This is a genomic window from Acidisoma sibiricum (genome assembly GCF_057837225.1).
In genome coordinates, this window is sequence record NZ_CM174445.1 from 2530744 (window position 1) to 2552937 (window position 22194).

At 64.3% G+C, this 22194-nt stretch carries 24 protein-coding genes; 11 read left to right on the plus strand and 13 right to left on the minus strand.

Annotated elements, in window-relative coordinates; all coding sequences use genetic code 11:
* Positions 1–76 precede the first annotated feature (76 nt).
* Both AC3G7M_RS12010 and AC3G7M_RS12015 read right to left on the minus strand, forming a co-directional pair.
* Positions 77–1129: an ABC transporter permease gene (locus AC3G7M_RS12010; RefSeq protein WP_489212228.1), complete on the minus strand. Its 1053-nt coding sequence runs from the start codon at positions 1127–1129 to the stop codon at positions 77–79.
* Positions 1129–1929 carry an ATP-binding cassette domain-containing protein gene (locus tag AC3G7M_RS12015; RefSeq protein ID WP_489212229.1) on the minus strand — a complete coding sequence of 267 codons (801 nt, stop codon included), beginning with the start codon at positions 1927–1929 and terminating at the stop codon, positions 1129–1131. Before AC3G7M_RS12015 ends, AC3G7M_RS12010 begins: the two co-directional genes overlap by 1 nt.
* A 477-nt stretch (positions 1930–2406) precedes the next feature.
* Between AC3G7M_RS12015 and AC3G7M_RS12020 the strand changes: the two genes are divergently transcribed.
* From AC3G7M_RS12020 to AC3G7M_RS12030, 3 genes are all read left to right on the plus strand, one after another.
* Entirely contained in the window at positions 2407–3405 is a 999-nt protein-coding gene (locus AC3G7M_RS12020) for an ABC transporter permease (RefSeq protein ID WP_489212230.1), read from the plus strand.
* A 45-nt stretch (positions 3406–3450) separates the two neighbouring features.
* Positions 3451–4410, plus strand: a complete 960-nt coding sequence (locus AC3G7M_RS12025) for a sugar-binding protein (protein ID WP_489212231.1) — start codon at positions 3451–3453, stop codon at positions 4408–4410.
* 76 nt (positions 4411–4486) lie between these two features.
* Positions 4487–6040: a sugar ABC transporter ATP-binding protein gene (locus AC3G7M_RS12030; protein WP_489212232.1), complete on the plus strand. Its 1554-nt coding sequence runs from the start codon at positions 4487–4489 to the stop codon at positions 6038–6040.
* 27 nt (positions 6041–6067) lie between these two features.
* Here AC3G7M_RS12030 and AC3G7M_RS12035 read toward each other — a convergent pair whose 3' ends face one another.
* The 4 genes from AC3G7M_RS12035 to AC3G7M_RS12050 all read right to left on the minus strand — a co-directional run bounded on the left by AC3G7M_RS12035 (position 6068) and on the right by AC3G7M_RS12050 (position 9374).
* Positions 6068–7159 (minus strand): GGDEF domain-containing protein, encoded by a 1092-nt coding sequence (locus AC3G7M_RS12035; RefSeq protein ID WP_489212233.1) that lies wholly within the window; start codon positions 7157–7159, stop codon positions 6068–6070.
* 199 nt (positions 7160–7358) lie between these two features.
* Positions 7359–8120, minus strand: coding sequence for a gamma-glutamylcyclotransferase (locus tag AC3G7M_RS12040; RefSeq protein WP_489212234.1), 762 nt, complete (start codon positions 8118–8120; stop codon positions 7359–7361).
* 87 nt (positions 8121–8207) lie between these two features.
* A complete protein-coding gene (locus AC3G7M_RS12045; RefSeq protein ID WP_489212235.1) occupies positions 8208–8633 on the minus strand; it encodes a GFA family protein in 426 nt (141 codons plus the stop codon).
* A gap of 81 nt (positions 8634–8714) precedes the next feature.
* Complete coding sequence (locus tag AC3G7M_RS12050) at positions 8715–9374, minus strand: transaldolase family protein (RefSeq protein WP_489212237.1); 660 nt, start codon at positions 9372–9374, stop codon at positions 8715–8717.
* A gap of 268 nt (positions 9375–9642) precedes the next feature.
* On the opposite strand from AC3G7M_RS12050, the gene AC3G7M_RS12055 reads away from it, so the two are divergent.
* On the plus strand, positions 9643–10644 hold the full coding sequence (locus AC3G7M_RS12055) for a sugar-binding transcriptional regulator (protein ID WP_489212239.1): 1002 nt from the start codon (positions 9643–9645) through the stop codon (positions 10642–10644).
* Here the strand turns inward: AC3G7M_RS12055 and AC3G7M_RS12060 are convergent.
* From AC3G7M_RS12060 to AC3G7M_RS12070, 3 genes are read right to left on the minus strand one after another with little or no spacing between them, the layout of a single operon-like run.
* Positions 10641–11648 carry an FUSC family protein gene (locus AC3G7M_RS12060; protein WP_489212240.1) on the minus strand — a complete coding sequence of 336 codons (1008 nt, stop codon included), beginning with the start codon at positions 11646–11648 and terminating at the stop codon, positions 10641–10643. The two genes, AC3G7M_RS12055 and AC3G7M_RS12060, sit on opposite strands and share 4 nt — an antisense overlap.
* Positions 11649–11680: 32 nt before the next feature.
* Complete coding sequence (locus tag AC3G7M_RS12065) at positions 11681–12235, minus strand: histidine phosphatase family protein (RefSeq protein ID WP_489212241.1); 555 nt, start codon at positions 12233–12235, stop codon at positions 11681–11683.
* Positions 12236–12241: 6 nt separating this feature from the next.
* The gene (locus tag AC3G7M_RS12070; protein ID WP_489212242.1) at positions 12242–13726 is read right to left on the minus strand and encodes an aldehyde dehydrogenase; all 1485 of its coding nucleotides are present in this window, start codon (positions 13724–13726) and stop codon (positions 12242–12244) included.
* Positions 13727–13933: 207 nt separating this feature from the next.
* Between AC3G7M_RS12070 and AC3G7M_RS12075 the strand changes: the two genes are divergently transcribed.
* The 3 genes from AC3G7M_RS12075 to AC3G7M_RS12085 all read left to right on the plus strand — a co-directional run bounded on the left by AC3G7M_RS12075 (position 13934) and on the right by AC3G7M_RS12085 (position 16002).
* A complete protein-coding gene (locus AC3G7M_RS12075; protein WP_489212243.1) occupies positions 13934–14518 on the plus strand; it encodes an acetate uptake transporter in 585 nt (194 codons plus the stop codon).
* Positions 14519–14547: 29 nt separating this feature from the next.
* The gene (locus AC3G7M_RS12080; protein WP_489212245.1) at positions 14548–15453 is read left to right on the plus strand and encodes an NAD(P)-dependent oxidoreductase; all 906 of its coding nucleotides are present in this window, start codon (positions 14548–14550) and stop codon (positions 15451–15453) included.
* A 330-nt stretch (positions 15454–15783) separates the two neighbouring features.
* Positions 15784–16002: a hypothetical protein gene (locus AC3G7M_RS12085; protein WP_489212246.1), complete on the plus strand. Its 219-nt coding sequence runs from the start codon at positions 15784–15786 to the stop codon at positions 16000–16002.
* A 9-nt stretch (positions 16003–16011) separates the two neighbouring features.
* Here AC3G7M_RS12085 and ispD read toward each other — a convergent pair whose 3' ends face one another.
* The 4 genes from ispD to AC3G7M_RS12105 all read right to left on the minus strand — a co-directional run bounded on the left by ispD (position 16012) and on the right by AC3G7M_RS12105 (position 18478).
* Positions 16012–16701, minus strand: a complete 690-nt coding sequence (ispD, locus tag AC3G7M_RS12090; RefSeq protein ID WP_489212247.1) for a 2-C-methyl-D-erythritol 4-phosphate cytidylyltransferase — start codon at positions 16699–16701, stop codon at positions 16012–16014.
* Between the two features lie 93 nt (positions 16702–16794).
* On the minus strand, positions 16795–17163 hold the full coding sequence (locus tag AC3G7M_RS12095; RefSeq protein WP_489212248.1) for a hypothetical protein: 369 nt from the start codon (positions 17161–17163) through the stop codon (positions 16795–16797).
* Positions 17164–17273: 110 nt separating this feature from the next.
* Positions 17274–17705, minus strand: a complete 432-nt coding sequence (locus tag AC3G7M_RS12100; protein ID WP_489212249.1) for a hypothetical protein — start codon at positions 17703–17705, stop codon at positions 17274–17276.
* Between the two features lie 104 nt (positions 17706–17809).
* Complete coding sequence (locus AC3G7M_RS12105) at positions 17810–18478, minus strand: HAD-IA family hydrolase (RefSeq protein WP_489212250.1); 669 nt, start codon at positions 18476–18478, stop codon at positions 17810–17812.
* A 153-nt stretch (positions 18479–18631) separates the two neighbouring features.
* On the opposite strand from AC3G7M_RS12105, the gene AC3G7M_RS12110 reads away from it, so the two are divergent.
* The 4 genes from AC3G7M_RS12110 (at position 18632) to phoU (ending at position 22164) form a co-directional block, all read left to right on the plus strand.
* The gene (locus AC3G7M_RS12110; RefSeq protein ID WP_489212251.1) at positions 18632–19513 is read left to right on the plus strand and encodes an NlpC/P60 family protein; all 882 of its coding nucleotides are present in this window, start codon (positions 18632–18634) and stop codon (positions 19511–19513) included.
* Positions 19514–19721: 208 nt separating this feature from the next.
* Positions 19722–20372 carry a peroxiredoxin gene (locus AC3G7M_RS12115; protein ID WP_489212252.1) on the plus strand — a complete coding sequence of 217 codons (651 nt, stop codon included), beginning with the start codon at positions 19722–19724 and terminating at the stop codon, positions 20370–20372.
* 242 nt (positions 20373–20614) lie between these two features.
* The gene (gene pstB / locus AC3G7M_RS12120) at positions 20615–21430 is read left to right on the plus strand and encodes a phosphate ABC transporter ATP-binding protein PstB (protein WP_489212254.1); all 816 of its coding nucleotides are present in this window, start codon (positions 20615–20617) and stop codon (positions 21428–21430) included.
* An 8-nt stretch (positions 21431–21438) separates the two neighbouring features.
* Entirely contained in the window at positions 21439–22164 is a 726-nt protein-coding gene (gene phoU, locus AC3G7M_RS12125) for a phosphate signaling complex protein PhoU (RefSeq protein ID WP_489212256.1), read from the plus strand.
* Positions 22165–22194 lie beyond the last annotated feature (30 nt).

Sequence of the window (22194 nt, forward strand, 5' to 3'; positions counted from 1 at the left end):
TTGTGTCCTCGCGTTGATGGTCTTTTTGACGGCCGTGGTTGATCCGCGGTCGCGGTGGAAGTCTCAGAGACCGGTGTCAGGGGCGGATGCCACCCAGTCCCACGATGGCGCTCAGCTGCCGCAGCTTGCCCGGGCTTTCCATGAGAAGATGCAGCGTCACGGCAGAGACGAAGACCACCCCTTCGATGGCCTGCACCCAGAAGCCGGCAATGCCGGTGGCGACGATGCCGGCCTCCAGCATGCCGATGATGAAGGTGCCGAAAAACGTGCCGACGATGGTGGCCGCACCACCGAAGACCGAGGTGCCGCCGATGAAGACGCCGGCCAGGGCGGGCAGCAGATAGCCCTGTCCCTGGGTCGAGAAGTAGTTGAGATTTTCCAGCGTCAGCAGCACGGCGGCAAAGCCGCCCAGCACGCCCATCAGCACGAACAGCTTGATGGTCTCGCGCACGGTATTGATGCCGGCGACGCGCGCGACATGCCGGTTGTCGCCGATGAACAGGATATGCTCGCCGAAGCGATGGCGGTTCAGGATGAACCACATGAAGACTGCAAGCCCCAGCGCCCAGAGCGACTGCATGGGCAGAAACCCGAACAGGTTGCCCGCGAAAATATTGTAGATCGCGCTGCCGTCCAGTTCCTGCAAAGCGTTCGATTGTCCGCCGGACAGGATGGAGGCGGTACCCGCCCAAAAGAACTGCGTGCCGATGGTGACGATGATCGAGGGCACGCCGATGCAGGCGACCAGCAATCCGTTGACCAGGCCAATCAGCGCGCCACCGGCGAGCGCCGCGATCAAGCCCAGCCACGGACTGCCCAGGGATGCTTCACAGACGGAAAACAGAAAACCGGAAAAGGCGAGGGTGGAAGGAAAGGACAGGTCAATCTCACCGGCCGCGACGACAAGCGTCAGGCCGATGGACAGAACCAGCATCGGCGGCACGGTGGTCAGGAAGGACAGATAGATCGGCCAATGCAGAAAGACCTGCGGCGCGGTGACGATGAACAGGCCGACCAGGACGATGAAGACGAGAATGATCGGCAGGCCCTCGACCTGGGCCAGCCAGGGCACGCCTGGACGGCTGCGAGAGCGCTGGGCGGAGGCAGGCGAGGGGAGATGCGTGCTCATCAGCCAATTCCCACGGCATGGCCGCTTTGCTGAAGGTCGATCAGAAACTTGGTTAATTCCTCAAGCGTCATGTCGCCGGATGTGATGTCGGCGACGATGCGGCCGCGGTCGAGCACGATCAGCCGGTCCGCCAGCGCATGCACATGCGCAAGGTTATGCTCAATATAGATGCAGGCACGGCCGGAGTCTTTGATGGAGCGTACAAAATCCAGCACCTTGCGCACTTCGCTGATGGCAAGGGCGACGGTCGGTTCATCGAGGATGATGAGATCGCTGTCGAAATACATCGCCCGCCCGATGGCGATGCCCTGACGTTCCCCGCCTGACAGCTTGGATATGGTGGAATCGGCATCGATGCCGACGCCCCGGAACCCAAGCTGGTTCTTCAGGATGTCATTGGCAATGCGCCGTTCTTCGGCCACCTTGATGAAGCCGAAACGGTTGGTAATCTGGCGGCCGACGAAAATATTGCGCCACAGCGGCTGTTTTTCACCGAGTGACTTTTCCTGATAGACGGTCTCGAAGCGCAGCCGGTGCGCCTCGCGCACCGAATAATGGCTCCAGTCGACCAGCTGGTCGCGAATATGGAGCTGGCCTGACGTCGGCTTCACGACGCCTGTCAGCACTTTGATCAGCGTCGATTTTCCGGCGCCGTTATCGCCGATCAGGCCGACGATTTCATTGCGGCCGATGGCGAGATCAATCCCCTGCAGGGCCTGGATTTTGCCATAGGACAGGCTGATGTTGTCGGCCCGGACGATATGCCGATAGTCCTTATTGGCCGCGGACGGTGTGTCCATCTTGATTGCCCTCGGTCATTTTGTTCTTGGACTTTTTTTTGGAAGACACGGCGGCGGCGGTCTTGATGTCAGGCAGAGTCTGCATTGATCTGAACAATGCCCGCCGACGTTAGGGAGCGCGCCGGGGGCCTGTCAATTGATGATTGCGCCGGTCACGCGTTTAGGAGCGTCAGGCCAATGGCAGGCTTGCCGTGACGCCGGCATCAAACGGGTTTTCGATGCGCCTCTTCGCTCATCTGTCTTTGCACGAAATTTTTGTTATGTGGCTTGCTTGGCACGGATGTGATCGTGCGGGCTTGCCGCATCATGCAGCCGCGCTATACCGTCTTCTCGGTGGTCGGACCAATGCCGCGCCGGACAATGCCGCGATCATAAGCGGACGGATAAATCGGCTCGGCCAGATCGGCGCAGCCGGACAGGGATGGAGGAAAGATTGGGCGGTCAAGATCGCGATTTAGACCTTGGGCGGACAGGCGCATGAGTGCGGCTGGCAAGACCGGACCGGCACCTGCGCAGAAGTCGTTTCTCAGCCGCATGCTGCGGTCCCGTGAAACTGGTATCATCTCTGCTCTGGCGATCATGGTCGTGGGGCTGTCCTTCTTCGCCCCGGACTTCGCGTCCCCCAATAACCTGCTGAACGACTCCCGCAATTTCTCCTTCGTCGGCATCGTTGTGCTCGGCCAGGCCATGGTCATGATCACCGGCGGCATCGACCTGTCGGTGGGCTCCGTCTGGGGCTTGGCCGCGGTCTCCTCAGCGGCTTTCATGAATGCGGGTTTCGGACCCATTCTGTCCTGCATTCTGGCCTTGCTGATTTCGGCCGCCATCGGGCTGTTCAACGGGCTCTGCGTGACCAAGCTGCGCATGCCGCCCTTTGTGCCGACGCTGGCCACCATGTCGATCGCCCGCGCCCTCGCGCTGGTCATCACGCGTGGCCATTCCATCGACGGCTTCCTGCCCGATGACAGTATCTTCTTCAATCTCGGCGGCGGTCAGACCTTCGGCCTGCCTAACCCCTTTATCGTCTTCGTTGTGCTGTCGGTCATTGCCGGCATTGCCCTCAGCCGCACCGTCTATGGCCGCCAGCTGTACGCGATCGGTGGCAATGAACGTGCGGCGCGGCTGACAGGGCTTGAAGTCGATCGTTTGAAGATCAGCGTCTATGTCATTTCAGCGGTGACGGCGGGCATCGCCGGCATCATCGAAGTCAGCTACCTCTCCTCGGCCATTTCCAACCAGGGTCTTGGCAAGGAGTTGAGCGTGATCGCGGCGGCCGTCATCGGCGGCACCGCGCTGACCGGCGGCGAGGGCACTATTCTGGGTGTCTTCATCGGTGCGGTCATTCTGGAAGTTCTGCGCAACGGCCTCGTGCTGCTCGGCACCGATGCCTATTGGCAGGGCGTTTTCGTCGGCTCGGTCATCGTGCTGGCGGTGTTCATCGATCAGCTCCGCAAGGGCTTCTGGCGAACACGATAGGCGTGCCTCAAAGCGTCAAAGAATAAAAACCTAGGGACAGAAACAATGAAGAGAATTCTGCTGACGACGGCGGCTGTGATGACCATGGGTCTCGGCCTCATGGGCGCGGGCGTGCCGCGCGCCCATGCGGCCGACAAGACCTTCGCCCTGGTGCCGAAGGCGCTGGGCATTCCCTTCTATGCCGATGCCGAGACGGGCTGTGAGGCGGAAGCCGCCAAGATCGGCGCCAAATGCGATTTCACGGGTCCCTCGCAGCTCGATGACGCGGCGCAGATCAGCATCATCCGCGATCTCATCACCAAGCATGTCGCGGGCATTTCGGTGGCGCCGAACAACCCCGACAGCATCAAGGGCGTGATTGCGGATGCCATCAAGGCGGGCATTCCCGTCATCACCTTCGATTCGGATGCGCCGGCGTCGCAGCGCATCGGCTTCATCGGCACCAATAACGAGGGCGGCGGTGAGACGGCGGGCAAGGCCTTCGCGGCCGCACTGCCCAATGGCGGCACCTATGCCGTGCTGACCGGCGGTCTCTCGGCCGCCAACCTCAATGACCGTATCGCCGGCTTCAAGAAGCAGCTGGGTCCGAACTTCAAGGAAGTCGCGGGCTCGCCCTATTCCTGCAATGATGATTCCAATGCCGCCGTGCAGATCATTCAGGATGTGCTGTCGAAATATCCGCATCTCGACGGCATCTACTTCTCCGGCGGCTGGCCGATGTTCGCGCCCGCGGCCTATGCGCGCGCCATGAAAAGCCGCAAGGCTGACATCAAGGACGGCAAATTCGTGGTCGTCAGCTTCGATACGCTGCTGCCGCAGCTCAAGCTGCTGAAGGAAGGCTATGCCACCGTCCTCGTCGGCCAGCGCCCCTATGCCATGGGCACCGGCTCGATCGACATGCTGGAGACGCTGACCAAGGGCGGCACGGTGCCGAAGATCACCGACACCGGCACCGATGTCGTGACCAAGGACAATGTCGACGGCTTCATCGCCAAGGCGAAGTAAGCAGCCGGCTTCTACTATCGCCGTCCCCGGGATGTGTCCCGGGGGCGGCGCGCTGCCTGACTTTGAGGAAAAACGAATGTCCGTGCTGCTGACGGTGGACGCGATTTCAAAGGGCTTTCCCGGCGTGCAGGCGCTGCGCGACGTGAGCTTTCACGTCGAAACCGCGACCATCCACGCGATCATGGGTGAGAACGGCGCCGGCAAATCGACCCTGATGCAAGTCATCGCGGGTGCGCTGCGGCCCGATTCCGGCCGCCTGATCTTCGACGGCAACCACCTGCAGCTGTCCGGCACGCGTGACGCCGCATCCAAAGGCATTTCGATCGTCTTTCAGGAATTGATGCTGGCGCCGAATATGTCGGTCGCTGAAAATATCTTCCTGGGCGCTGAGCCGCGTCTGGCCGGCATTATGGTTGACCGCGCCGCGCTCCGCGCCCGCGCCCGCGTCGCACTCGCCCGCATGGGCATCGCGATCGACCCCGATCTGCGCCTGGGCGAGCTGACCATCGCGCAGCAGCAACTGGTCGAGATCTGCAAATCCCTGGTGCATGAGCCGCGGCTGCTGATTCTGGATGAGCCGACGTCGAGCCTGTCGGAGGCCGATAGTCTGGTCCTGTTCCGGGTGGTGCATGACCTCAAGGCGAGCGGCGTCACCATCCTGTATATTTCGCACCGCATGCGCGAGGTCTTCGATAATTGCGATTACGTCACCGTGCTGCGCGACGGACGGCATGTGAAGACAACCCGCCTGTCGGAGACCGACCCGGATGAGGTTGTGCGTCTCATGGTCGGGCGCGATCTGGCCGGGGTGAAACGCGTGCGCCCGGTGCTGGACGGCAAGCCGGTGGTGCTCTCCGTCCGTGGCCTGTCGGACGGCCGGCGCTATCACGACATTTCCTTCGATCTGCGGGCGGGCGAGATCGTCGGTGTCGCCGGGCTGATCGGTGCGGGCCGGTCGGAAATGGCGCTTGGCATTTTCGGTGCGCCCCCCGCGCCGCAGGGCGCGGTCACGCTGGACGGCAAACCTGTGCGTATCCGCAAGCCTGGCGACGCAATGCGCCTCGGCATCGGCCTGGTGCCGGAAGACCGCAAAAGTCAGGGGCTGGTGCTCGGCATGAGTGTCGGCGCCAATCTGTCGCTCGCCGCCCTCGGTCTCGGCCGGCTCTCGAACGCGAATTTCGTCAATCCGGGCGCCGAGGATCGCATGATCGACGGCTATGTCGATCGCTTTCGCATCAAGACACCCTCGGTCGAGCAGCTGGTCGGCCTGCTGTCGGGCGGCAATCAGCAGAAGGTCGTGCTTGCCAAATGGCTGGCGGCGAAGCCCCGCGTGCTCATCGTGGATGAGCCGACCCGCGGCGTGGATGTGACAACGAAGGCGGAAATCTATGCCTTGATGCGCGAACTCGCGGCCGAGGGGCTGGCCATCCTCGTCATCTCCAGCGACCTGCCCGAAGTGCTGACCATTTCCGATCGCATCCTCGTCATGCGGTCCGGTCGCTTGGCCGGTGAGATCGCCTTCGATGACGCATCCGAGGAGCGCATCATGGCGCTGGCGGCGCTCGAACACCCCGATGGCGCGCCGCATCCGGCGCCTACCACCTATGGCGAGGCCGAGGCGGCAGGTTAAGCGCGCTGTGTCGCATGCCCTGCGGCGTCATGCGGCGGGCCGGGGCCGTCGGCGCTTGGCGTTGTAAAGTTGCTGGTCGGCTTGGCCGATCAAAGAATCCAGCGCCGCTTTGGTGTCGTCGTTGCCGGCCATGCCAACGCTGATACTGGCGGGCCAGCCCATGGCCTGGCACTTCAGTCCGAAGGCGCCGGTGATCCGCGTCGCGATGGAGCGGGCGGTTTCGTCAGAACTGGTCACGAGAATGGCGAATTCGTCGCCACCCAGCCGCCCGACGAGATCGGATTGGCCGGCCTCCTGCTGGCAGATCCTGCCCACCTCCCGCAGTACCGTGTCGCCCACCGCATGGCCGAATTGATCGTTCACCGCTTTGAAATGATCGATGTCCAGAATGAGGATGCTGCACGGGCCTTGCCGCAGCGCCTTCTGCGCCAGCTTGGAGAATTGTCTCCGGCTCAGCACGCCGGTCAGGAAATCGGTATGGGCTTCCTGCAGAAGCGCGCTTTCCTCGACCGAGCGCACGAGGTTCATGACAAGGAAAGCATCTGAGAACAGAAAAAACATGCCCTCGATCGGGGTCGCATAGAGCCAGAACCGATGGGCCGCAGGTCCGTAGCTGGCGATCAGGGCGGCTGAGCGGCCACAGGCAAAACAGGCGTGAAACAGGGCCAGTGCCGCCAGCGGCAACCGCGCGGGCGGACGGGCGGGCAGTCGGAACACATACCAGGCGAGCGTCAGCATGAAGGTTGCGGCGAAGGGTCCGAAGACGATCATGCGCAGAAGGGCATTGCCAGGCAGCGGCGGGATGAGCGCGACCGGTATCCAGATCAGGCCGAGCGGAATGATCCAATAGCGCTTGCGGCGCTTGTCGCTCAGCGACCCCATCGCGACGCAGAGCATGCCATAGGCACAGAGCACCAGGGCGGACCCGGTATTGGCGAGCAGCGTCGATCCGATTCGCTGGGCGGCGATGATGACGACCATGCCAAGGCCGCCGAGGCCATACCCCGATCCCCACCAGATCAGCGTGGCTGACCGTCGCGCAAACCCCGACCCCAGAAGAAGACTGCATCCGAGAAAGGTTATGCAGGCCAAAATAAGGAACAGGTCGGACGGGTTCATGAACTGGACATGGATTTTTAACTGCTATGCTACGCGAAGGGAGATGCCGAAAGGACAGACCCCGCGCCGCCGGTCTTCTGATCAGGACGGGGCAAGGGCGTCCTTTGCTATCGCGCGCCGCCGCGATATCCATACACCTTCTCGGTCCTTTCGGTAGATGCCCGGCGTGAATGGACCGCCAGGATTACCGCAGGGCGCATCAGGCTCCGTCGGTCGTGGCAGACTTGGCTTTTCGTGCGGCGACCAGTTTGGCGATCCGGTCCATGCGCGGGTCTTTCAGCCCCAGCGATTGCAGCACCGCCACCGTGTCCCTGAGGTAGGCGGTGCAGCTGCCCAGGATGCCGGAGGCGGTCGCCACCCGCTGCGCGATCTCGTCGTCCGTCAGCTTGCCGGCATAGCGCGGGGATCGGCGGTCAACCACGAAGGTGAGCGCCCGCACAGGTCCCGCCTGGGAGTAGGCCGTCACCCATTGCGCCAGATAGGTATGGCCCGGCATCTCGCGCCGCCACAGCAGCGGCATCTCGCGCTCCAGCAGATGGCCCGGAATGCGATAGGCCAGCCCCGCGCAGGAGCCGCCGCGGTCCAGCGCCAGCATCAGCCCCGGGCGGTCCGGTGAGCCGCGGCCCAGCAGCAGCCACAGGCAATAGGCGCGATGGAAGCCATAGATGGTGGCCACGCGCCGCTCGGCGAAGTCGATCACCGGGTTCCACATCAGCGACCCATAGCCGAACAGCCACAGATCCTCGCCTGCCGGATGCTCGGCCATCGTGCGCGCCAGGCTGTCGGCCAGTTCTTGCTCGGACATGAAGGTCATGCCCGCGGGCGCATCGGCGATGATGCGCGCCAGAATGCTGCCGTCGCGGAGGGTTTCCCGCGTGATGGCGATCTCCTGGTCCTTGGGCGCATCCAAAGCAGGACGCGCCTCAGGGTCTGCGGCGGTCAGCGTTTCACGATCGGGCATAGGGGAATTTTCTAGGGGTGGGAATGGGCAGGGTCAAGCGCGCGTAGGCCAGGGCAGGGTGGCTCACGCTGCCCCGGCGGTCTCAGCTTAGTCAGCCGGACTGAAGCGCAGCACGCCCGCCTGGCGCGTGGGCTGGCCGGTGTCATTGGTATGGTTGACGCCGTCCATGACCGGTACCTCGGCGAAATCGAAGGGGCTGACGCCCTCCAGGCAGGCGACATTGACGGCAAACAGATCCTGGTTCGATCGGCGCTGATGATGCGTATAGATGCCGCAGCGGGCGCAGAAGAAGTGCTGCGCTGTTCCACTATGAAAGCGGTAGCGTGTCAGCGCATCCGCGCCCTGCAGGACCGTAACTCCGCCCATTTCCGCCATGACCATGACGGCGCCACGCATGCGGCAGTAGGAGCAGGTGCAGCGGCGGATAGACCGGAAACCGTCGCTCAGCCGCACCTTGAACCGTACGGCCCCGCAATGGCATCCGCCGGAGTGAAGCTTGGTGTCATCCGCCATCTTGCCATGTCCTCTCCGTCCAGCTCCCTTCTAGACCGGGGAGTGAACGGAGATCGAGTCATCTAGATGACTTTAGGCTCATCAGCCGTGGAGCCCGGCGGCCGTCTTCTCGAAAACAGCGGCGGCTTCAGCGGTCTGTGTGTCGGCGAACAACTGTTCCGCGACCGTGGGGCTGAAGGTGAAGGTATCGCAGCCGAGGGCGGCGAGGGTCGCCAGATCGTCCGCCTGGCGCAGGCTCGCGACCAGCAGGCGGGTATGGCTGCCTGAGGCGGCCAGAACGTCCAGCATCGCCGTGATGGTGGCGATGCCGTCGCGCCCGCTGTCATTGATGCGCCCGAAATAGGGGGCGACATAGTCTGCCCCCAGGGCGGCGGCGGTGAGGCTTTGATGCACGGCATAGACCGCGGTCAGCGTGGTGCGGATGCCCAGGGCGTGCAGCTTCGTCACGGCGCGCACGCCCTGCTCGGTCACAGGCACTTTGACGACGACGCGGGGGTCGATTGCGGCCAGCGCCCGCCCGGTCTCGATCAGCGCGTCCGTTTCCGTGCCCCAGCATTGCGCCTGCACTTCATGGATCGGGTAGGTCAGCAACTCCTGCACGACCTTGGTCAGCGCCGGAATCGTGCTGGTAAGGCCGGCGCGGTCCAGAATGGTCGGGTTGGTGGTGACGCCATGAAACAGCCCGGTCGGCAGCCAGCGGTCCCAGGCGGTGCGGTCCGCCGTGTCCAGAAACAGCCTCACGCCTGTCCGTGCGCCCGGATCAGCCCTTAACGCCATCGAAATCTATCCTCGTGCAACAAAGGCTCGCGACTTTTATTCGTCGAGACAAGCAAAAGTCAAATTGACCCTCGCAACTATGGCCCCGCGATGGTTCGGATCGCCATAATCCGGCTGTAATACTGACAGCATGTCCCGGCGTCACATTGCTGCTGATGGGCTTGGGCTACTGCCACGGTCATCCCCAAATGCAGAACCGGACAAATCGTCGAAGAGGATGTCGCGCGACCCAATGGCCAGGCTCAGACGCACCACCCCGGTTGCCTTGGCGGATGATGCTTCCCTCCGCCTGCGCGCGGCATGGCTCTATTACGACCGCAAGATGACCCAGAAGGACATCGCGGCAGCCCTGGGCGTTGGCCGCACGACCGTGATCCGCCTCTTGGACGAGGCCCTGAAGCGGCGCGAGGTGCAGATCTGGATCGATGAGGGCGAGAGCCGCTGCATGGCCCTGGCCATGGCGCTGGAACAGCGCCTGGGCCTGGACGAGGCCATCGTGGTGCCGCGGGCCGATGCGGTGGAGGCTGCAGCCCGATCGGTCGGCCTCGCCTTGGGCAAGTTCCTGTCTGAAGCCATGATGGACGACATGATGATCGGCGTCGGCTGGGGCCGCACGCTGCTGGCCTCGCTCGGCAGTTTTCGGGTGCCTCGGATACAGGGGGCCAAGGTCGTATCCCTCCTCGGCGGGGTGATCGAGGTACGGCAGGACAATCCGAGCGACTTCGCCTGGCAGCTCGCGAGCCAGATCGGCGCCGATTGCTTCCTCTATCCCGCTCCGCTGATCGTCGATTCCCTCGGCACCAAGATGACGCTGCGCGAGAAATGCGGTCTCGATCGCATCGACCGTCTGGGGGCCGCGCTGGATGTCGCGGTCGTCAGCGTGGGGGAGGTCGCCCATGATTCCACCTCGCTGTCACGCGCCCTGCTGGATGACCGTGACTATCGCCAGGTCATTACGCTCGGCGGGGTCTGCGACCTGATGTGCAATCTGCTTAATGCCGACGGGCATACCATCGACCATGTCATCAACGACCGGGTCATGTCGGTCGATCTGTCATCGCTGGCGCAGGCGGCCCATATCGTCATCGCCACGGGTGGCGAGCGCCGGGCGGCGGCCATCCTGGCCGCCATCCGCCGTATCGGCTGCAATACGCTGATCACCGACGAAGGCGCGGCAGAGGCGATGCTCGCGACCGGCGTGCGCATTGACCCGCGCGCGGCGGACAAACTCTAGACCGACCATAGCGGCGGCGCGGCCAGCAGAAATGCGCGCATTCTGTCCAGCTCCGCCTCGGCCATGCGGGCGGCCTGGCTCTCCTGGATCGCGGGCGGTGACCAGGGCAGAGCCCAGGCGCCGGTCTCCAGCCCTTCGGCGATGGCGATCAGGCGCGCGGCCAGACGTGTGGCCTCATCCGCCGACAGGCTCCAGTCGGTGGTGCCGGGCGTCCTGCCATGGGACGCGGGCTCAGGGCTGGTGAGGAGTTCCAGCAGACTGAGGAACAGGCGCAGGCTGCGCTGGATGCTCTCAAGCTGGGCCATCGGCAGCCGCGTCTCCCGCGCGACGGGTGGCATCAGCGGCCGCAGACGATTGAGCACGGGGCTGATCGTCTCCACCCCCGCGCGCGGTGCGGCCGCGTCGTCGATAGCGCCGTCCTGGGCCGGGGCAATCAGCCCGGCGCAGCGCCGCAGCGCGTCGGCCATGCCGAAACGCCAGTAATCGCGGGCAAAGATCGGCAGGGTGAAGGACAGTGCCAGCGCAATGACGATGCCCAGCAGCACATTGACGGTGCGCCACAGCCCGACGGTAATCGGGTCCTGGCCGTAGCCGGCGACGATCATCAGCGTAATGGCGGACAGCTGCGCGACATAGCCGCCGCGGCTGATGGCGTGATAGCCGCAGGCGCCGCAGAACAGCGCCATCACCGCGAAGGTCAGGGGCGTGATGCCGAGGGTGCTCTGCAGGCCGATGACGACGAGGCCGGCGGCCGCGCCGAGCAGCGTGCCTGCGCCGCGCTCCAGTGCCCGCCTGCGGATATTGCCGTGATGCTGCAACCCGACCATGACGATCAGGAACGAGATGGAGGTCCATTCCCCGTTCGGCATATGGGCGGCATAGGTAATGCCCATGCCGAGGAAGATGCCCACCGCCACGCGCAGGCCGTGGATCAGCCGGCCGTGCCGGTAGCGCAGGCGCGGATCGCTCAGCGCGTGCAGAATGGGGTGTTTGGCATTAGGCATCGGCAGGTCTCTGTCAGGGCGCGGCCTGGCATTTACGCCAAAGCCGGTGGCGTTCCTATGCCGCTGCCGCGGATCACCTGACCCATGGCCGGTGCGGGGCGTGACAGATCCACGGCCTCGCCTTGCGTCAGTGACAGCAGCACCCTCACCGGCCCGCCATGGGTGATGATGACATGGGCGCCCCCGGTGGCCACAAGCCCGGCCCAGAAGCCCGAGACGCGGGCAATCAGATCGCGGCCGGTCTCGCCGCCCGGCGGCGCGAAGCCCAGCAGGTCCGAGGCCCACGCGTCCAGCGCGTCGCGGGGCACGTCATCCCAGTTGAGGCCTTCCCAGGCGCCGAAATCCAGTTCCAGCAGACGGTTGTCAGGGAGCGCGGATGTGCCCCAGTCAGATGCCAGGGCATCGGCGACAGTGCGGCAGCGGGAGAGGGGGCTGGTATGGATCACCGCCCCCCGCATATCCGCCAGATTGGCGACCAGCGCCGGAATATCCGTGTCCGGCGCTGCCAATGGCAGATCAATCCTGCCATAGCAGCGGCCAGTGCCCCCCGCTACGGGCGGGTGGCGAACGAGCGCATAGTCGATCAAAAGTCGTCAGACCAGCTTCACCCAGGTCGATTTCGACTGCGTGTAGGCCAGCACGGCATCGAAGCATTTGTCGCGGGCGCTGCCGGACTGCTTGTAGCCGCCGAAGGGCTGCGTCATGTCGCCCTCGTCGAAGCAGTTCACCCAGATGGTGCCGGCCTCGATTTCGCGCGACAGGCGGTGCGCGGTGGTGAGATCGCTGGTCCAGATGCCGGCGGCCAGGCCATAGATGGTGTCGTTGGCGACCTCGATCGCATTCTCGATGCCATCGACTGGGATGACGGAAGCGACGGGGCCGAAAATCTCTTCCTGGGCGATGCGCATCTTGGGTCCGACGCCGGTGAACAAAGCAGGCGCGACATAGGCGCCCTTTTCCAGGCCCTGCGGCACATTGCCGCCGAAGGCGAGCGACGCGCCGTCCTGCTTGCCGATACCGATATAGTTCAGCACCCGCTTCTGATGCTCGAAGGTCACCAGCGGCCCCATATTGGTGCTTTCGAGCAGCGGGTCGGCCGGCACCCAGGATTCCGCTTCGCGCATGAAGCTGAAGAGGAATTCGTCATGGATCTTCTTATCGACCAGCAGGCGGGAGCCCGCGTTACAGACCTCGCCCATATTGTTGTAGATGCCCCAGGCGGCGGTCTTGGCGGCCGTCGCCACGTCCGGCAGATCGCCCATCAGCAGCTGCGGCGTCTTGCCGCCGCATTCCAGCGCGATCCGCTTCATATTGGACTGGCCGGAATAGATCATCATCAGCTTGCCCACCTCGGTCGAGCCGGTGAAGCTGACCTTGGCGACATCCATATGCAGGGCGAGGCCTTTGCCGGCCACTTCGCCCACGCCATTGATGACGTTGAAGACGCCCGGCGGTCCACCGGCTTCCACAAACAGCCGCGCCAGATGCACGGCCGACAGCGGTGACTGCTCAGCGGGCTTGAGCACGACGGAATTGCCGGCGGCCAGTGCGGGCGCGATCTTCCACACCGCCATCAGCAGCGGATAGTTCCAGGGCACAATGCAGGCGACGACGCCCAGCGGCTCGCGCGTGGTGTAATGCAGCACATTCGACGGCGTCGCGGTCGTCGTGCCGGTCAGCTTGTCGATGCATTCGGCCGAGAAGCGGATGGTATGCGCGGCCGAGGGCACGTCGATCGTCATCATGTCGTTGATCGGCTTGCCCATGTCGAGCGTGTCGAGCAGGGACAGCAGCTCGGCCGAGTCTTCGATCAGATCGGCGAAGGCATACAGCACGGCCATGCGGTCGCGCGGCGCCATGCGCGACCAGGCACCGCCCTTGAATGCTTTCAGGCCATCGGCCACGGCGCGGTCGATATCGGCCTGAGACGCCTGCGAGATGGCGGCCAGAACCGCACCATTGGCAGGATTGACGGTCTCAAAATGACCGCCGCTCAGCTCGACCATTTCGCCGCCGATGAAGGACCGGGTTTCAAACTTGAGGGCGGCGGCTTTGTCGTGCCAGGTCGGGCTCGTCATCTCAGGCTCCAGGAAAGGTTGTGGCGCGTAGCGTAACACGGGCTTCTCGAAACGAAACAGGGCCGTGCTGCCCGGCGGCCGCCGCATTGATCGGAACCTTCCATAAGTCCGGGAAGAAGGTGTAGCCTTCTTCCGTGGCGGTCCCTGGCCCGTCGCCCAACCAAGAATGATCCGGTCGCCAAGACGCCGGACAATGGGGAGACTCACATGAACAAGCTTGCCAATCCGGCGCCGCTTGGACTCGCCGGCTTCGCTCTCACCACCTGGATGCTCAGCATGGTCAATGCGGGCTGGTATTCCGAGGCCGGGGTGCCGATGGTGCTGGCGCTGGCCTTCGCCTTCGGCGGCGCCGCCCAGTTTGCGGCCGGCCTGCTGGAACTGCCGCGCGGCAATACCTTCGGCTTCGTCGCCTTCTGCGCCTATGGCGCTTTCTGGTGGTCCTTCGCGCTGTTCGTCACCTTTTTCGCAGCCCATGTGCCGGCCGCCTTCGTCGGCTGGTATCTGTTCATGTGGGGCGTCTTCACCTTCTACATGTGGATCGCCAGCCAGACCCTGAACCGCGGGGTGTCCTATATCTTTCTCGCCCTTTGGATCACCTTCCTTCTGCTGGCCCTGGGCGCCTGGGGCATCGCGCATGCGACCATGGTCGGCGGCTATGCCGGTCTTGTGACGGCGATCCTGGCCTTCTATGTCTCAGCGGCTGAAGTCATCAATGAGACGCACGGCCGGGTGGTCTTGCCGCTCGGCGCCCGTCTGCCGCCCAATGATGTCCGGGCCGCTCAGATTATCTAAGACCAACAGACCAAGAAAGAGAGCCAGCCTTGACCAAGGAACGTGTGGGATTTGTCGGCCTCGGCCTGATGGGCCAGGGAATGGCGCGCAACATTCTTCGGAAAGGCTGGCCGCTTTCGGTTCTGGCCCATCGCAGCCGCGGCGCGGTGGACGCGCTGGTGGCGGAGGGGGCGCAGGAAGCCGCCTCCGCCCGTGCGCTGGCGGACGCCTCCGATATCGTCGTGCTCTGCGTCACCGGATCGCCGGAAGTCTCGGCCGTGGTCGAGGGGCCGGACGGTCTGGCGGCGGCGGGCAAGCCGCTCGTGATCATTGACTGTTCAACGTCCGATCCGGCGCAGACGGTGGCGCTCGCCGCGCGTCTGGCCGAGCGCGGCATCACGCTGGTTGACGCACCGCTCAGCCGCACGCCGAAAGATGCCGAGGCTGGCACGCTCGATGTCATGGTCGGCGGCGATGCTGAGACGGTCGCGCGCATCCACCCGCTGCTTGCAGCTTTCGCCGGGCGCATCATGCCCACGGGTCCGGTGGGCACGGGCCACACCATGAAGCTGCTCAACAACTTCCTCTCGATGGGCTATGCGGCGCTCTATGCGGAAGCCCTGGCGCTGGGGGCCAAGGCCGGGATCAGCGCCCCGGTCTTCGACAGCGTCATTCGCGGCGGCCGCATGGATTGCGGCTTCTACCAGACCTTCATGAAATATGTGCTGGAGCGCGACCGCAACGCCCATCAATTCGCGATCCGCAATGCGCTGAAAGATACGAGCTATCTGGCCGCCTATGCCAATGCGGTGCAATTCGCCAATCCGATCGGTGCGGCGGTCCGCAATTCCTTCGCTTCCGCTGTCGGCGCCGGAAAGGGCGACGACTACGTGCCCATGCTGTCCGACTTCATCGCGGACGCGAATGGCGTGAGCCTGGTGGAGAAGAAGAGCTGACGCCGGATCGACACATCGGAATGCCGCACGACGGCACGGCGTCTCGAAGGTAACCGGCGCATGACACAAAAGGCACTGTCTTTTGCGCCATCGCGGGTTTCATTGGTGCGAGACCATAGCTTACTGGTCAGCGCATTCATTTGGCTCGCGCTGGCCGGTGGCTGTGCTCATTCGTCCTTGCCACTCCAAACACCAAAACCGGTGCCCTGCCGCTGTGCCTTATCTTCCCCTTCTGCCGTGAGTAAACTTACGCCCGAGCAACGTGGCGCCATTGCAGACTATGTCAGGGCCTGCTGGCGTATTGACAATGGGACCCAAGACGGCAAGCCCATGCATGTTGTTATTAGGGCAGTGACGGATGCGAGCGGGACGGTGAGACTGGCAGAGGTCGCGCCGGTTGACCAGTCGCGGGTGGAGGCGGAACCTGATCTGCGCGCCTATTCTCTGCGTGCTGTCAAAGCCCTTCTGTCACCCAAATGCCGGACACTGCCCCTGCCGCCCAGTCTCCTCGGCAGGCCGCAGACACTCATGTTCCGTTTCACGCCGTAGGGGGCAGTCTCACTCATCCCCGCGCAGATGCCGTTCGGCGCGGCGGAGATCGGCCTCAGTTGTGATCTTGAACGCATCCTCCGACCCCTGGACGATCCGCACCGGAATGCCCAGCGCTTCGGCGACCGAGGCGTCATCCGTGATCGGTGGCAGGTCGGTGCGCCCGGCGACCGCGCGGTGACCCTCCAGGATGGTCTGAAACCGGAACCCTTGCGGCGTCTGCGCCCGCCATAGAATGGACCGGTCGATGGTGCCGGTGATGGTGCCGTCGCTCGCCGATTTGATCGTGTCAAAAACGGGCATGGCGGCGATCGCGGCCTCCGCGCCGTCCAGCGCCGCGATCGTCGCTGTAATGGTCTCGGCGGTGACAAAGGGCCGCACGCCGTCATGGATCAGCACCCGGTCGGGCGGCGTGGCGCTTGCCGCCAGCGCCTCCAGACCCAGCCGCACGCTTTCATCGCGTGACAGGCCGCCGGTCACCGGCGGCAAGAGACGCAGCCCCGCCGTCGCTGCGTCATACAGCGCGCGGTCATCCTTATGAATGACGACGGCGACGTCGGAGATCTCATGGTGGTTGAGGAAAGCGATGGCGGTGTGCCGCAGCACGGGGCTCGCGCCCAAAATCCGATACTGCTTGGGCGCGCCGGGGCCCATGCGCGTGCCACGCCCTGCACAGACGATCAGCGCGGTCACTCTCATGTCAGTCGCCTCTCCACAGCCGCGGACAGTCACGCGGCCAGGCGCTCATGAAACAGAAACGCCGCCGGCTCAAGCCTGAGGGGCCCTGGCAGCCTATTGCGACTTGCCGAAACTGCCGGCGCCGGCGCTGGAGGAGAAGTTCATCATCGGCGGCAAGGCGTCACCCGCGGTATTGCTGATCGTCGGCAGTGTTGGCGCATTGGCCGCGGAGGAGGAGTCGCCGTACCCGGGGGGCAGCTTGATATCCGGCCCGTCATCCGGGTCACCCGGCGGCTGGCCCGGCCTATGGGCCTCGTTCGGATCACCCATCCAGGCGCGAAAGCCCCAGCCGGCCCAGGCCGGACGGCTCGGAATATTCACACCGATCAGCATCGCCAGGGCCAGCGCCGCATACAGGAACAAACCCGCGCGGCGCCCTGGATGGGCGCGGCGCATCTGACAGCGTGCCTCTCGGTGCGACATCGGGCGGACCTCCCGTCAGGCGTTCAGCCATGGCGGATAGGTTGCGGTATCGACACGGAAATTGCAATGCCGGCGCGCCCTATGGCCGTCGCCCCAGAGCGCGCGCAGCGTTACTGCGCGCGGCCGTAGACGCGGTCGCCGCTGCTGTCCGAGCAGTAGCAGGTGCTGCCGGGCGCGCGTGCCACTTCCATTGGGCAGGTCAAGGACGGCGTATAGCAGGCATGGGCGGCGGCGACCGCTGCGGGTGCGGCCGTCTGCGGCGGATAATAGACCGGCGGCGGGGGCGGCGGCGCGGCATAAATGACGGGTGGGGCGGCGTAATAGACCGGCGGCGGCGCCACCACGATCGGCGGCGGCGCGTAGTAATATGGGCGCGGGGCGTAATAGGGGCGCGGCGCGTAATAGCCGGGCGCCGGGCCGCCCACCCAGACGCCGCCGCTCCACCAGGCGAGCGCCGGATGCGGCGCCATCAGCCCGCTGCCCACGAGCAGCGCGGCACCACCGAGCATCGCAACGGCCGCACCCTTCGTCCGATCTCTCATACGCATCGCTTCGGCCCTCGGTGACGTGTTTGGCAGTCCAATATGAGCCTGCCACCGTGACGAAATAGAGGCGGACATCTTACCCGCCCTTCAAGCGCCCGCGATCAGTCATGTGTCAGGCTGATCCAGTCGCCGTCCAGCACCACCCTCAGCCCGGCCATGTCGGGAATCCACAGCTCGCCCTTGCGGTCGAGATTGTCGGAGGACTGCGTGGAGGCGATGGCAATCACCTGCGCGCCGGCGGCGCGTCCCGCGGCCAGGCCCGCATCGGCATCCTCAAAGACGAAGCAGTCGGCAGGATCGAAGCCGAGGCCGGCGGCGCCCATCTGGTAGCAGCGCGGATGCGGCTTGCCCTGCTCGACCGATTCGGCCGTGATCAGGACCTTCGGAATCGGAAAGCCGCAGGCGGTCAGGCGGATGCGGGCCAAAGCCTCGTCGGCCGAGGTGACGATCGCCCAGCGGTCTGCCGGCAGCGCCGCGACCAGCGCGCGAGCGCCCGCGATTTCAGACAGGCCATCGATATCCAGCCGCTCGGCCTCTTCCAGCTTGCGCGCCTCTTCCTCAAGGTCGAGGACATTCTTGCCGAACATGGCGATCGTCTCGATGGCGCGGCGGCCATGGGCCACGGGCATCAGTCCGGCGGCATCCAGCCCCTGGGTCGCGGCCCATTCGCCCCAGACCCGCTCGACGACGGGACCGGAATCGACCAGGGTGCCATCCATGTCGAAGAGGAAGCCGCGGGCTTTGAGTTGCCGTCCCTTTTCAAACCGCATGGTCGCTCCTGATCTTTCCTCGCAAGGGGGTGGATGATGGTGGCCTCTGGTCAAAAGGCGGCGGCCGAACCGGGAAGGCTTGGCCGACGGGCCTGTCTGGGTGCCGCGTCTGCCTATGTAGCCGGCTTTACGCTTCAGGGGGCGAGGGCGCAAATGTCGTCGGCTGATACGTCTGTCCGGGCGGCAGCCGCCGCGCCGTCCGATCTGCCCGGCGAGTCCTATGTGTCTCCCTATGCGCTGCGCTTTTCCGTGCCGCAGCCTGTGCTGGATTCGGGTTTCGACGCATCCCCCTGGGATGACCCGGATGCTGAATCCGATCTCTCGTTTGCCGTCTGGGAGGCCCAGAATGCCCATGCCCGCGGCGCGGCCTGGGGGCCGCCGGCCCGGCAATATCCGGCACCCAGCCTGCCCCGCCGCGATGCCCTCTACCAGCGCGAGCGGGTGATCAATATCGCCGCCCGGCATATCGGGCTGCCCTATCAGCATCACCATCTGCCGTCCTGGCGCCCGCCCGCATTATGGCCCTGGCTGCCGGTCAAGGCCGGGGCCAATGGGCTCGGGCTCGATTGCAGCAATTTCTCGTCCTTCGTCTTCAACTATGCGCTCGGGCTGAAATTGCCCACGGGAGTCGGGCGGCAGGGCCGGGTCCGGCGCCTGGCCGGTCCCGGCGGAGACGGCTGCCTGACGGCAGACATTTTGCGCGGTCCGCTGTCGGACAGCCTGGTGGCGCAGCTGCTTCCCGCAGACCTGCTCTATTTCCAGGTGAAGGGTAAAATCCGCCATGTCGCCTTCTGGGTGGGTGCGATCGGCCAGAGCAGCGATACAGCCCGGCCCGTGCCCCTGGTGATCGATTGCAGCCAGCTGGCGCACCGGGATGCCAAGGGCAACCCGATCCCGCCCGGCGTGCAGCTGCGGCCCTTCACGCCCGACAGCTGGTACGCCGCCCACCTATCCCACACGCACCGTCTGATCGGAGCCGCGGCGACCTGCGCCACGCCCCCGGGCCCCGCGCCGGAAGGCGATGACCGCGCCTGAACGTGACACGGTTTGGTGGCAAACTCTTCCAGGGGCATCCGCGAGCGCCGCGCGGTGAAGAGAGATTTACTTTCGGTGCCGTTCTATTTGGAAGGAATTTCCACAAGACACAGAAGAAAGAAAGGCTCTGTCTTTCTTTTCCGGGACGCTTGATCGGGCCGTGCGCCAGTGCAATCTGGCGCGCAGAAAACGCCACAAGGAGCACGCCATGACCATCCAGCTGGGCCAGATCGCCCCCGATTTCGAGCAGGATAGCAGCATCGGTCCCATCCACCTGCATGAGTATCTCGGCAATTCCTGGGGCATTCTTTTCAGCCACCCGAAGGATTTCACCCCGGTCTGCACGACCGAACTGGCGGCCGTCGCGCGCCTGACCCCGGAATGGGAGAAGCGCAACGTCAAGCCGATCGGCCTGTCGGTGGACAGCACCGAAAACCACAGCGGCTGGGCCCGCGATATCGAGGAAACCCAGGGACAGACGGTCAATTTCCCGATCATCGCCGATAAGGACCGCAAGGTCTCCACGCTCTATGGCATGATCCATCCCGAGGCTGACCCCTCCGTCACCGTGCGTTCGGTCTTCATCATCGACCCGAACAAGAAGGTGCGCCTCAGCCTGACCTATCCGCCCAGCACCGGCCGCAACTTCAACGAAATCCTGCGCGTCATCGACAGTCTGCAGCTCACCGACAGCACCAAGGTCGCAACCCCGGCCAATTGGCAGCCGGGCGAGCATGTCATCATCGTGCCGAGCCTGTCGGACGAGGATGCGAAGGCCCGCTTCCCGCAGGGCTGGAAGACGCTCCGCCCCTATCTGCGCGTGGTCGATCTCAAGGCCGAGGCTCAGGCGGCCGAATAACCCGTTAAACGTCATTCGATATTCGTCAAAAGGGCTGCTTCGGCAGCCCTTTTTTGTGCCAAGATCGCGGTCGCGGTGTGGGACGGCGGTGGTGGCCGTCATCAAACCTTAACTGAACGGCCATGGCCCCCATGGGGCCACTCGGCTATGCGGGCTCGTGAATGGGCCCGGTGCGCCCAGATTCGATCTGGTTCTGATTGCGGTCTGGTTTTGAACTGATGCCCAATGACAGGTGATGTGAGATGTCGGTGACGGAACAGGTAAGACCGATCGAAGCGACCCATGAGACGGGCGATGCGGCCACTCTGCCGCGTATGTCGATCCGCAATCTGCAATTTTACTATGGCAATACCCATGCGCTGAAGGGCATCAACCTTGATGTCGCGGAAAAGCGGGTGCTTGCCATGATCGGCCCGTCGGGCTGCGGCAAGTCCACCCTGCTGCGCGTGATCAATCGCATGTATGACCTCTATCCCGGCCAGCGCGCCGAGGGCGAGGTCATGCTCGACGGCATGAATATCGTCGGCGACAATATCGACCTGAACATGCTGCGCCGGCGCGTCGGCATGGTCTTCCAGAAGCCGACCCCCTTCCAGATGTCGATCTACGACAACGTCGCCTTCGGCGTGAAACTGCATGAAAAGCTGTCCCGCGCTGAAATGGATGAGCGCGTGCAGTGGTCGCTGACCCGCGCGGCGCTGTGGGATGAGGTCAAGGACCGTTTGAAGTCGCCGGCCACCGGCATGTCGGGCGGCCAGCAGCAGCGCCTCTGCATTGCCCGCTCCATCGCGGTGCGGCCTGAAATCCTGCTCCTGGATGAGCCGACCAGTGCGCTTGACCCGATCAGCACGCTCAAGATCGAAGAGCTGATCGACGAGCTGAAGAAGGATTTCACGATCGTCATCGTGACCCATAACATGCAGCAGGCGGCGCGCTGCGCCGACCGCGTGGCCTTCTTCTACCTCGGCTCCCTGATCGAGGTTGATAGTGCGGCGACCATGTTCACGGCGCCGAAGGAACGGCAGACGCAGGAATATATCACCGGCCGGTTCGGGTGAGCCTGATCATGGATAAGCAGGGTGAGAGCGAACATATCGTGAAAAGCTACGAGCAGGAGCTGGGGCGGCTGAAGGCCCTTCTGACCCAGATGGGTGGAATGGTAGAGGCCCAGGCCGCCAATGCCAGCCGTGCGCTCGTGGAACATAACGCGACGGCGGCGAGCTACGCCGTGCAGGACGATCTGGCGGTCGATAAGCTGGAACGGGAGATCGCCGATTTCGCGATCCGGCTGCTGGCCCTCCGCCAGCCCGTGGCCTCCGATCTCCGGCTGATCGTCTCATCGCTCAAGATTGCGAGCGACCTGGAACGCATCGGCGACTATGCCGCCAATGTCGCCAAGCGCACGCTGGTTCTGAACGAGATGGCGGTGCCTTTCTCGCTCAGCGGCATCGCCAATATGTGCCGCCTGGTGCAGGAAAACCTCAAGAACACGGTCGATACGCTGGGTGAGGGCAATGCCGATCGCGCGCTGGAAGTCTGGCGCTCGGACATCATGATCGACGACGTCTATTCCGCGATTTTCCGCGAACAGATCACCTACATGATGGAAGATCCGCGCAACATAACCCCCTGCACGCATCTTCTCTTCATGGCCAAGAACCTGGAACGCATGGGCGACCATGCCACGAACATTGCTGAGACCGTCTATTACGCCATTACCGGCGATACCATGCCGAGTGACCGGCCGAAGGGCGAGAGCAGCTTTACCGTCAATCGCCAGCACGGCGCTTGATTTAAAGGCAGACCGTAGTGATCCCTGACA

Excerpts from the sequence above, each read along its gene's own strand:
- AC3G7M_RS12010 (WP_489212228.1), bottom strand. The coding sequence starts at position 1,129 with ATGAGCACGCATCTCCCCTCGCCTGCCTCCGCCCAGCGCTCTCGCAGC.
- AC3G7M_RS12015 (WP_489212229.1), bottom strand. The coding sequence starts at position 1,929 with ATGGACACACCGTCCGCGGCCAATAAGGACTATCGGCATATCGTCCGG.
- AC3G7M_RS12020 (WP_489212230.1), top strand. The coding sequence starts at position 2,407 with ATGAGTGCGGCTGGCAAGACCGGACCGGCACCTGCGCAGAAGTCGTTT.
- AC3G7M_RS12025 (WP_489212231.1), top strand. The coding sequence starts at position 3,451 with ATGAAGAGAATTCTGCTGACGACGGCGGCTGTGATGACCATGGGTCTC.
- AC3G7M_RS12030 (WP_489212232.1), top strand. The coding sequence starts at position 4,487 with ATGTCCGTGCTGCTGACGGTGGACGCGATTTCAAAGGGCTTTCCCGGC.
- AC3G7M_RS12035 (WP_489212233.1), bottom strand. The coding sequence starts at position 7,159 with ATGAACCCGTCCGACCTGTTCCTTATTTTGGCCTGCATAACCTTTCTC.
- AC3G7M_RS12040 (WP_489212234.1), bottom strand. The coding sequence starts at position 8,120 with ATGCCCGATCGTGAAACGCTGACCGCCGCAGACCCTGAGGCGCGTCCT.
- AC3G7M_RS12045 (WP_489212235.1), bottom strand. The coding sequence starts at position 8,633 with ATGGCGGATGACACCAAGCTTCACTCCGGCGGATGCCATTGCGGGGCC.
- AC3G7M_RS12055 (WP_489212239.1), top strand. The coding sequence starts at position 9,643 with ATGGCCAGGCTCAGACGCACCACCCCGGTTGCCTTGGCGGATGATGCT.
- AC3G7M_RS12060 (WP_489212240.1), bottom strand. The coding sequence starts at position 11,648 with ATGCCTAATGCCAAACACCCCATTCTGCACGCGCTGAGCGATCCGCGC.
- AC3G7M_RS12070 (WP_489212242.1), bottom strand. The coding sequence starts at position 13,726 with ATGACGAGCCCGACCTGGCACGACAAAGCCGCCGCCCTCAAGTTTGAA.
- AC3G7M_RS12075 (WP_489212243.1), top strand. The coding sequence starts at position 13,934 with ATGAACAAGCTTGCCAATCCGGCGCCGCTTGGACTCGCCGGCTTCGCT.
- AC3G7M_RS12085 (WP_489212246.1), top strand. The coding sequence starts at position 15,784 with ATGCATGTTGTTATTAGGGCAGTGACGGATGCGAGCGGGACGGTGAGA.
- ispD (WP_489212247.1), bottom strand. The coding sequence starts at position 16,701 with ATGAGAGTGACCGCGCTGATCGTCTGTGCAGGGCGTGGCACGCGCATG.
- AC3G7M_RS12095 (WP_489212248.1), bottom strand. The coding sequence starts at position 17,163 with ATGTCGCACCGAGAGGCACGCTGTCAGATGCGCCGCGCCCATCCAGGG.
- AC3G7M_RS12100 (WP_489212249.1), bottom strand. The coding sequence starts at position 17,705 with ATGAGAGATCGGACGAAGGGTGCGGCCGTTGCGATGCTCGGTGGTGCC.
- AC3G7M_RS12105 (WP_489212250.1), bottom strand. The coding sequence starts at position 18,478 with ATGCGGTTTGAAAAGGGACGGCAACTCAAAGCCCGCGGCTTCCTCTTC.
- AC3G7M_RS12110 (WP_489212251.1), top strand. The coding sequence starts at position 18,632 with ATGTCGTCGGCTGATACGTCTGTCCGGGCGGCAGCCGCCGCGCCGTCC.
- AC3G7M_RS12115 (WP_489212252.1), top strand. The coding sequence starts at position 19,722 with ATGACCATCCAGCTGGGCCAGATCGCCCCCGATTTCGAGCAGGATAGC.
- pstB (WP_489212254.1), top strand. The coding sequence starts at position 20,615 with ATGTCGGTGACGGAACAGGTAAGACCGATCGAAGCGACCCATGAGACG.
- phoU (WP_489212256.1), top strand. The coding sequence starts at position 21,439 with ATGGATAAGCAGGGTGAGAGCGAACATATCGTGAAAAGCTACGAGCAG.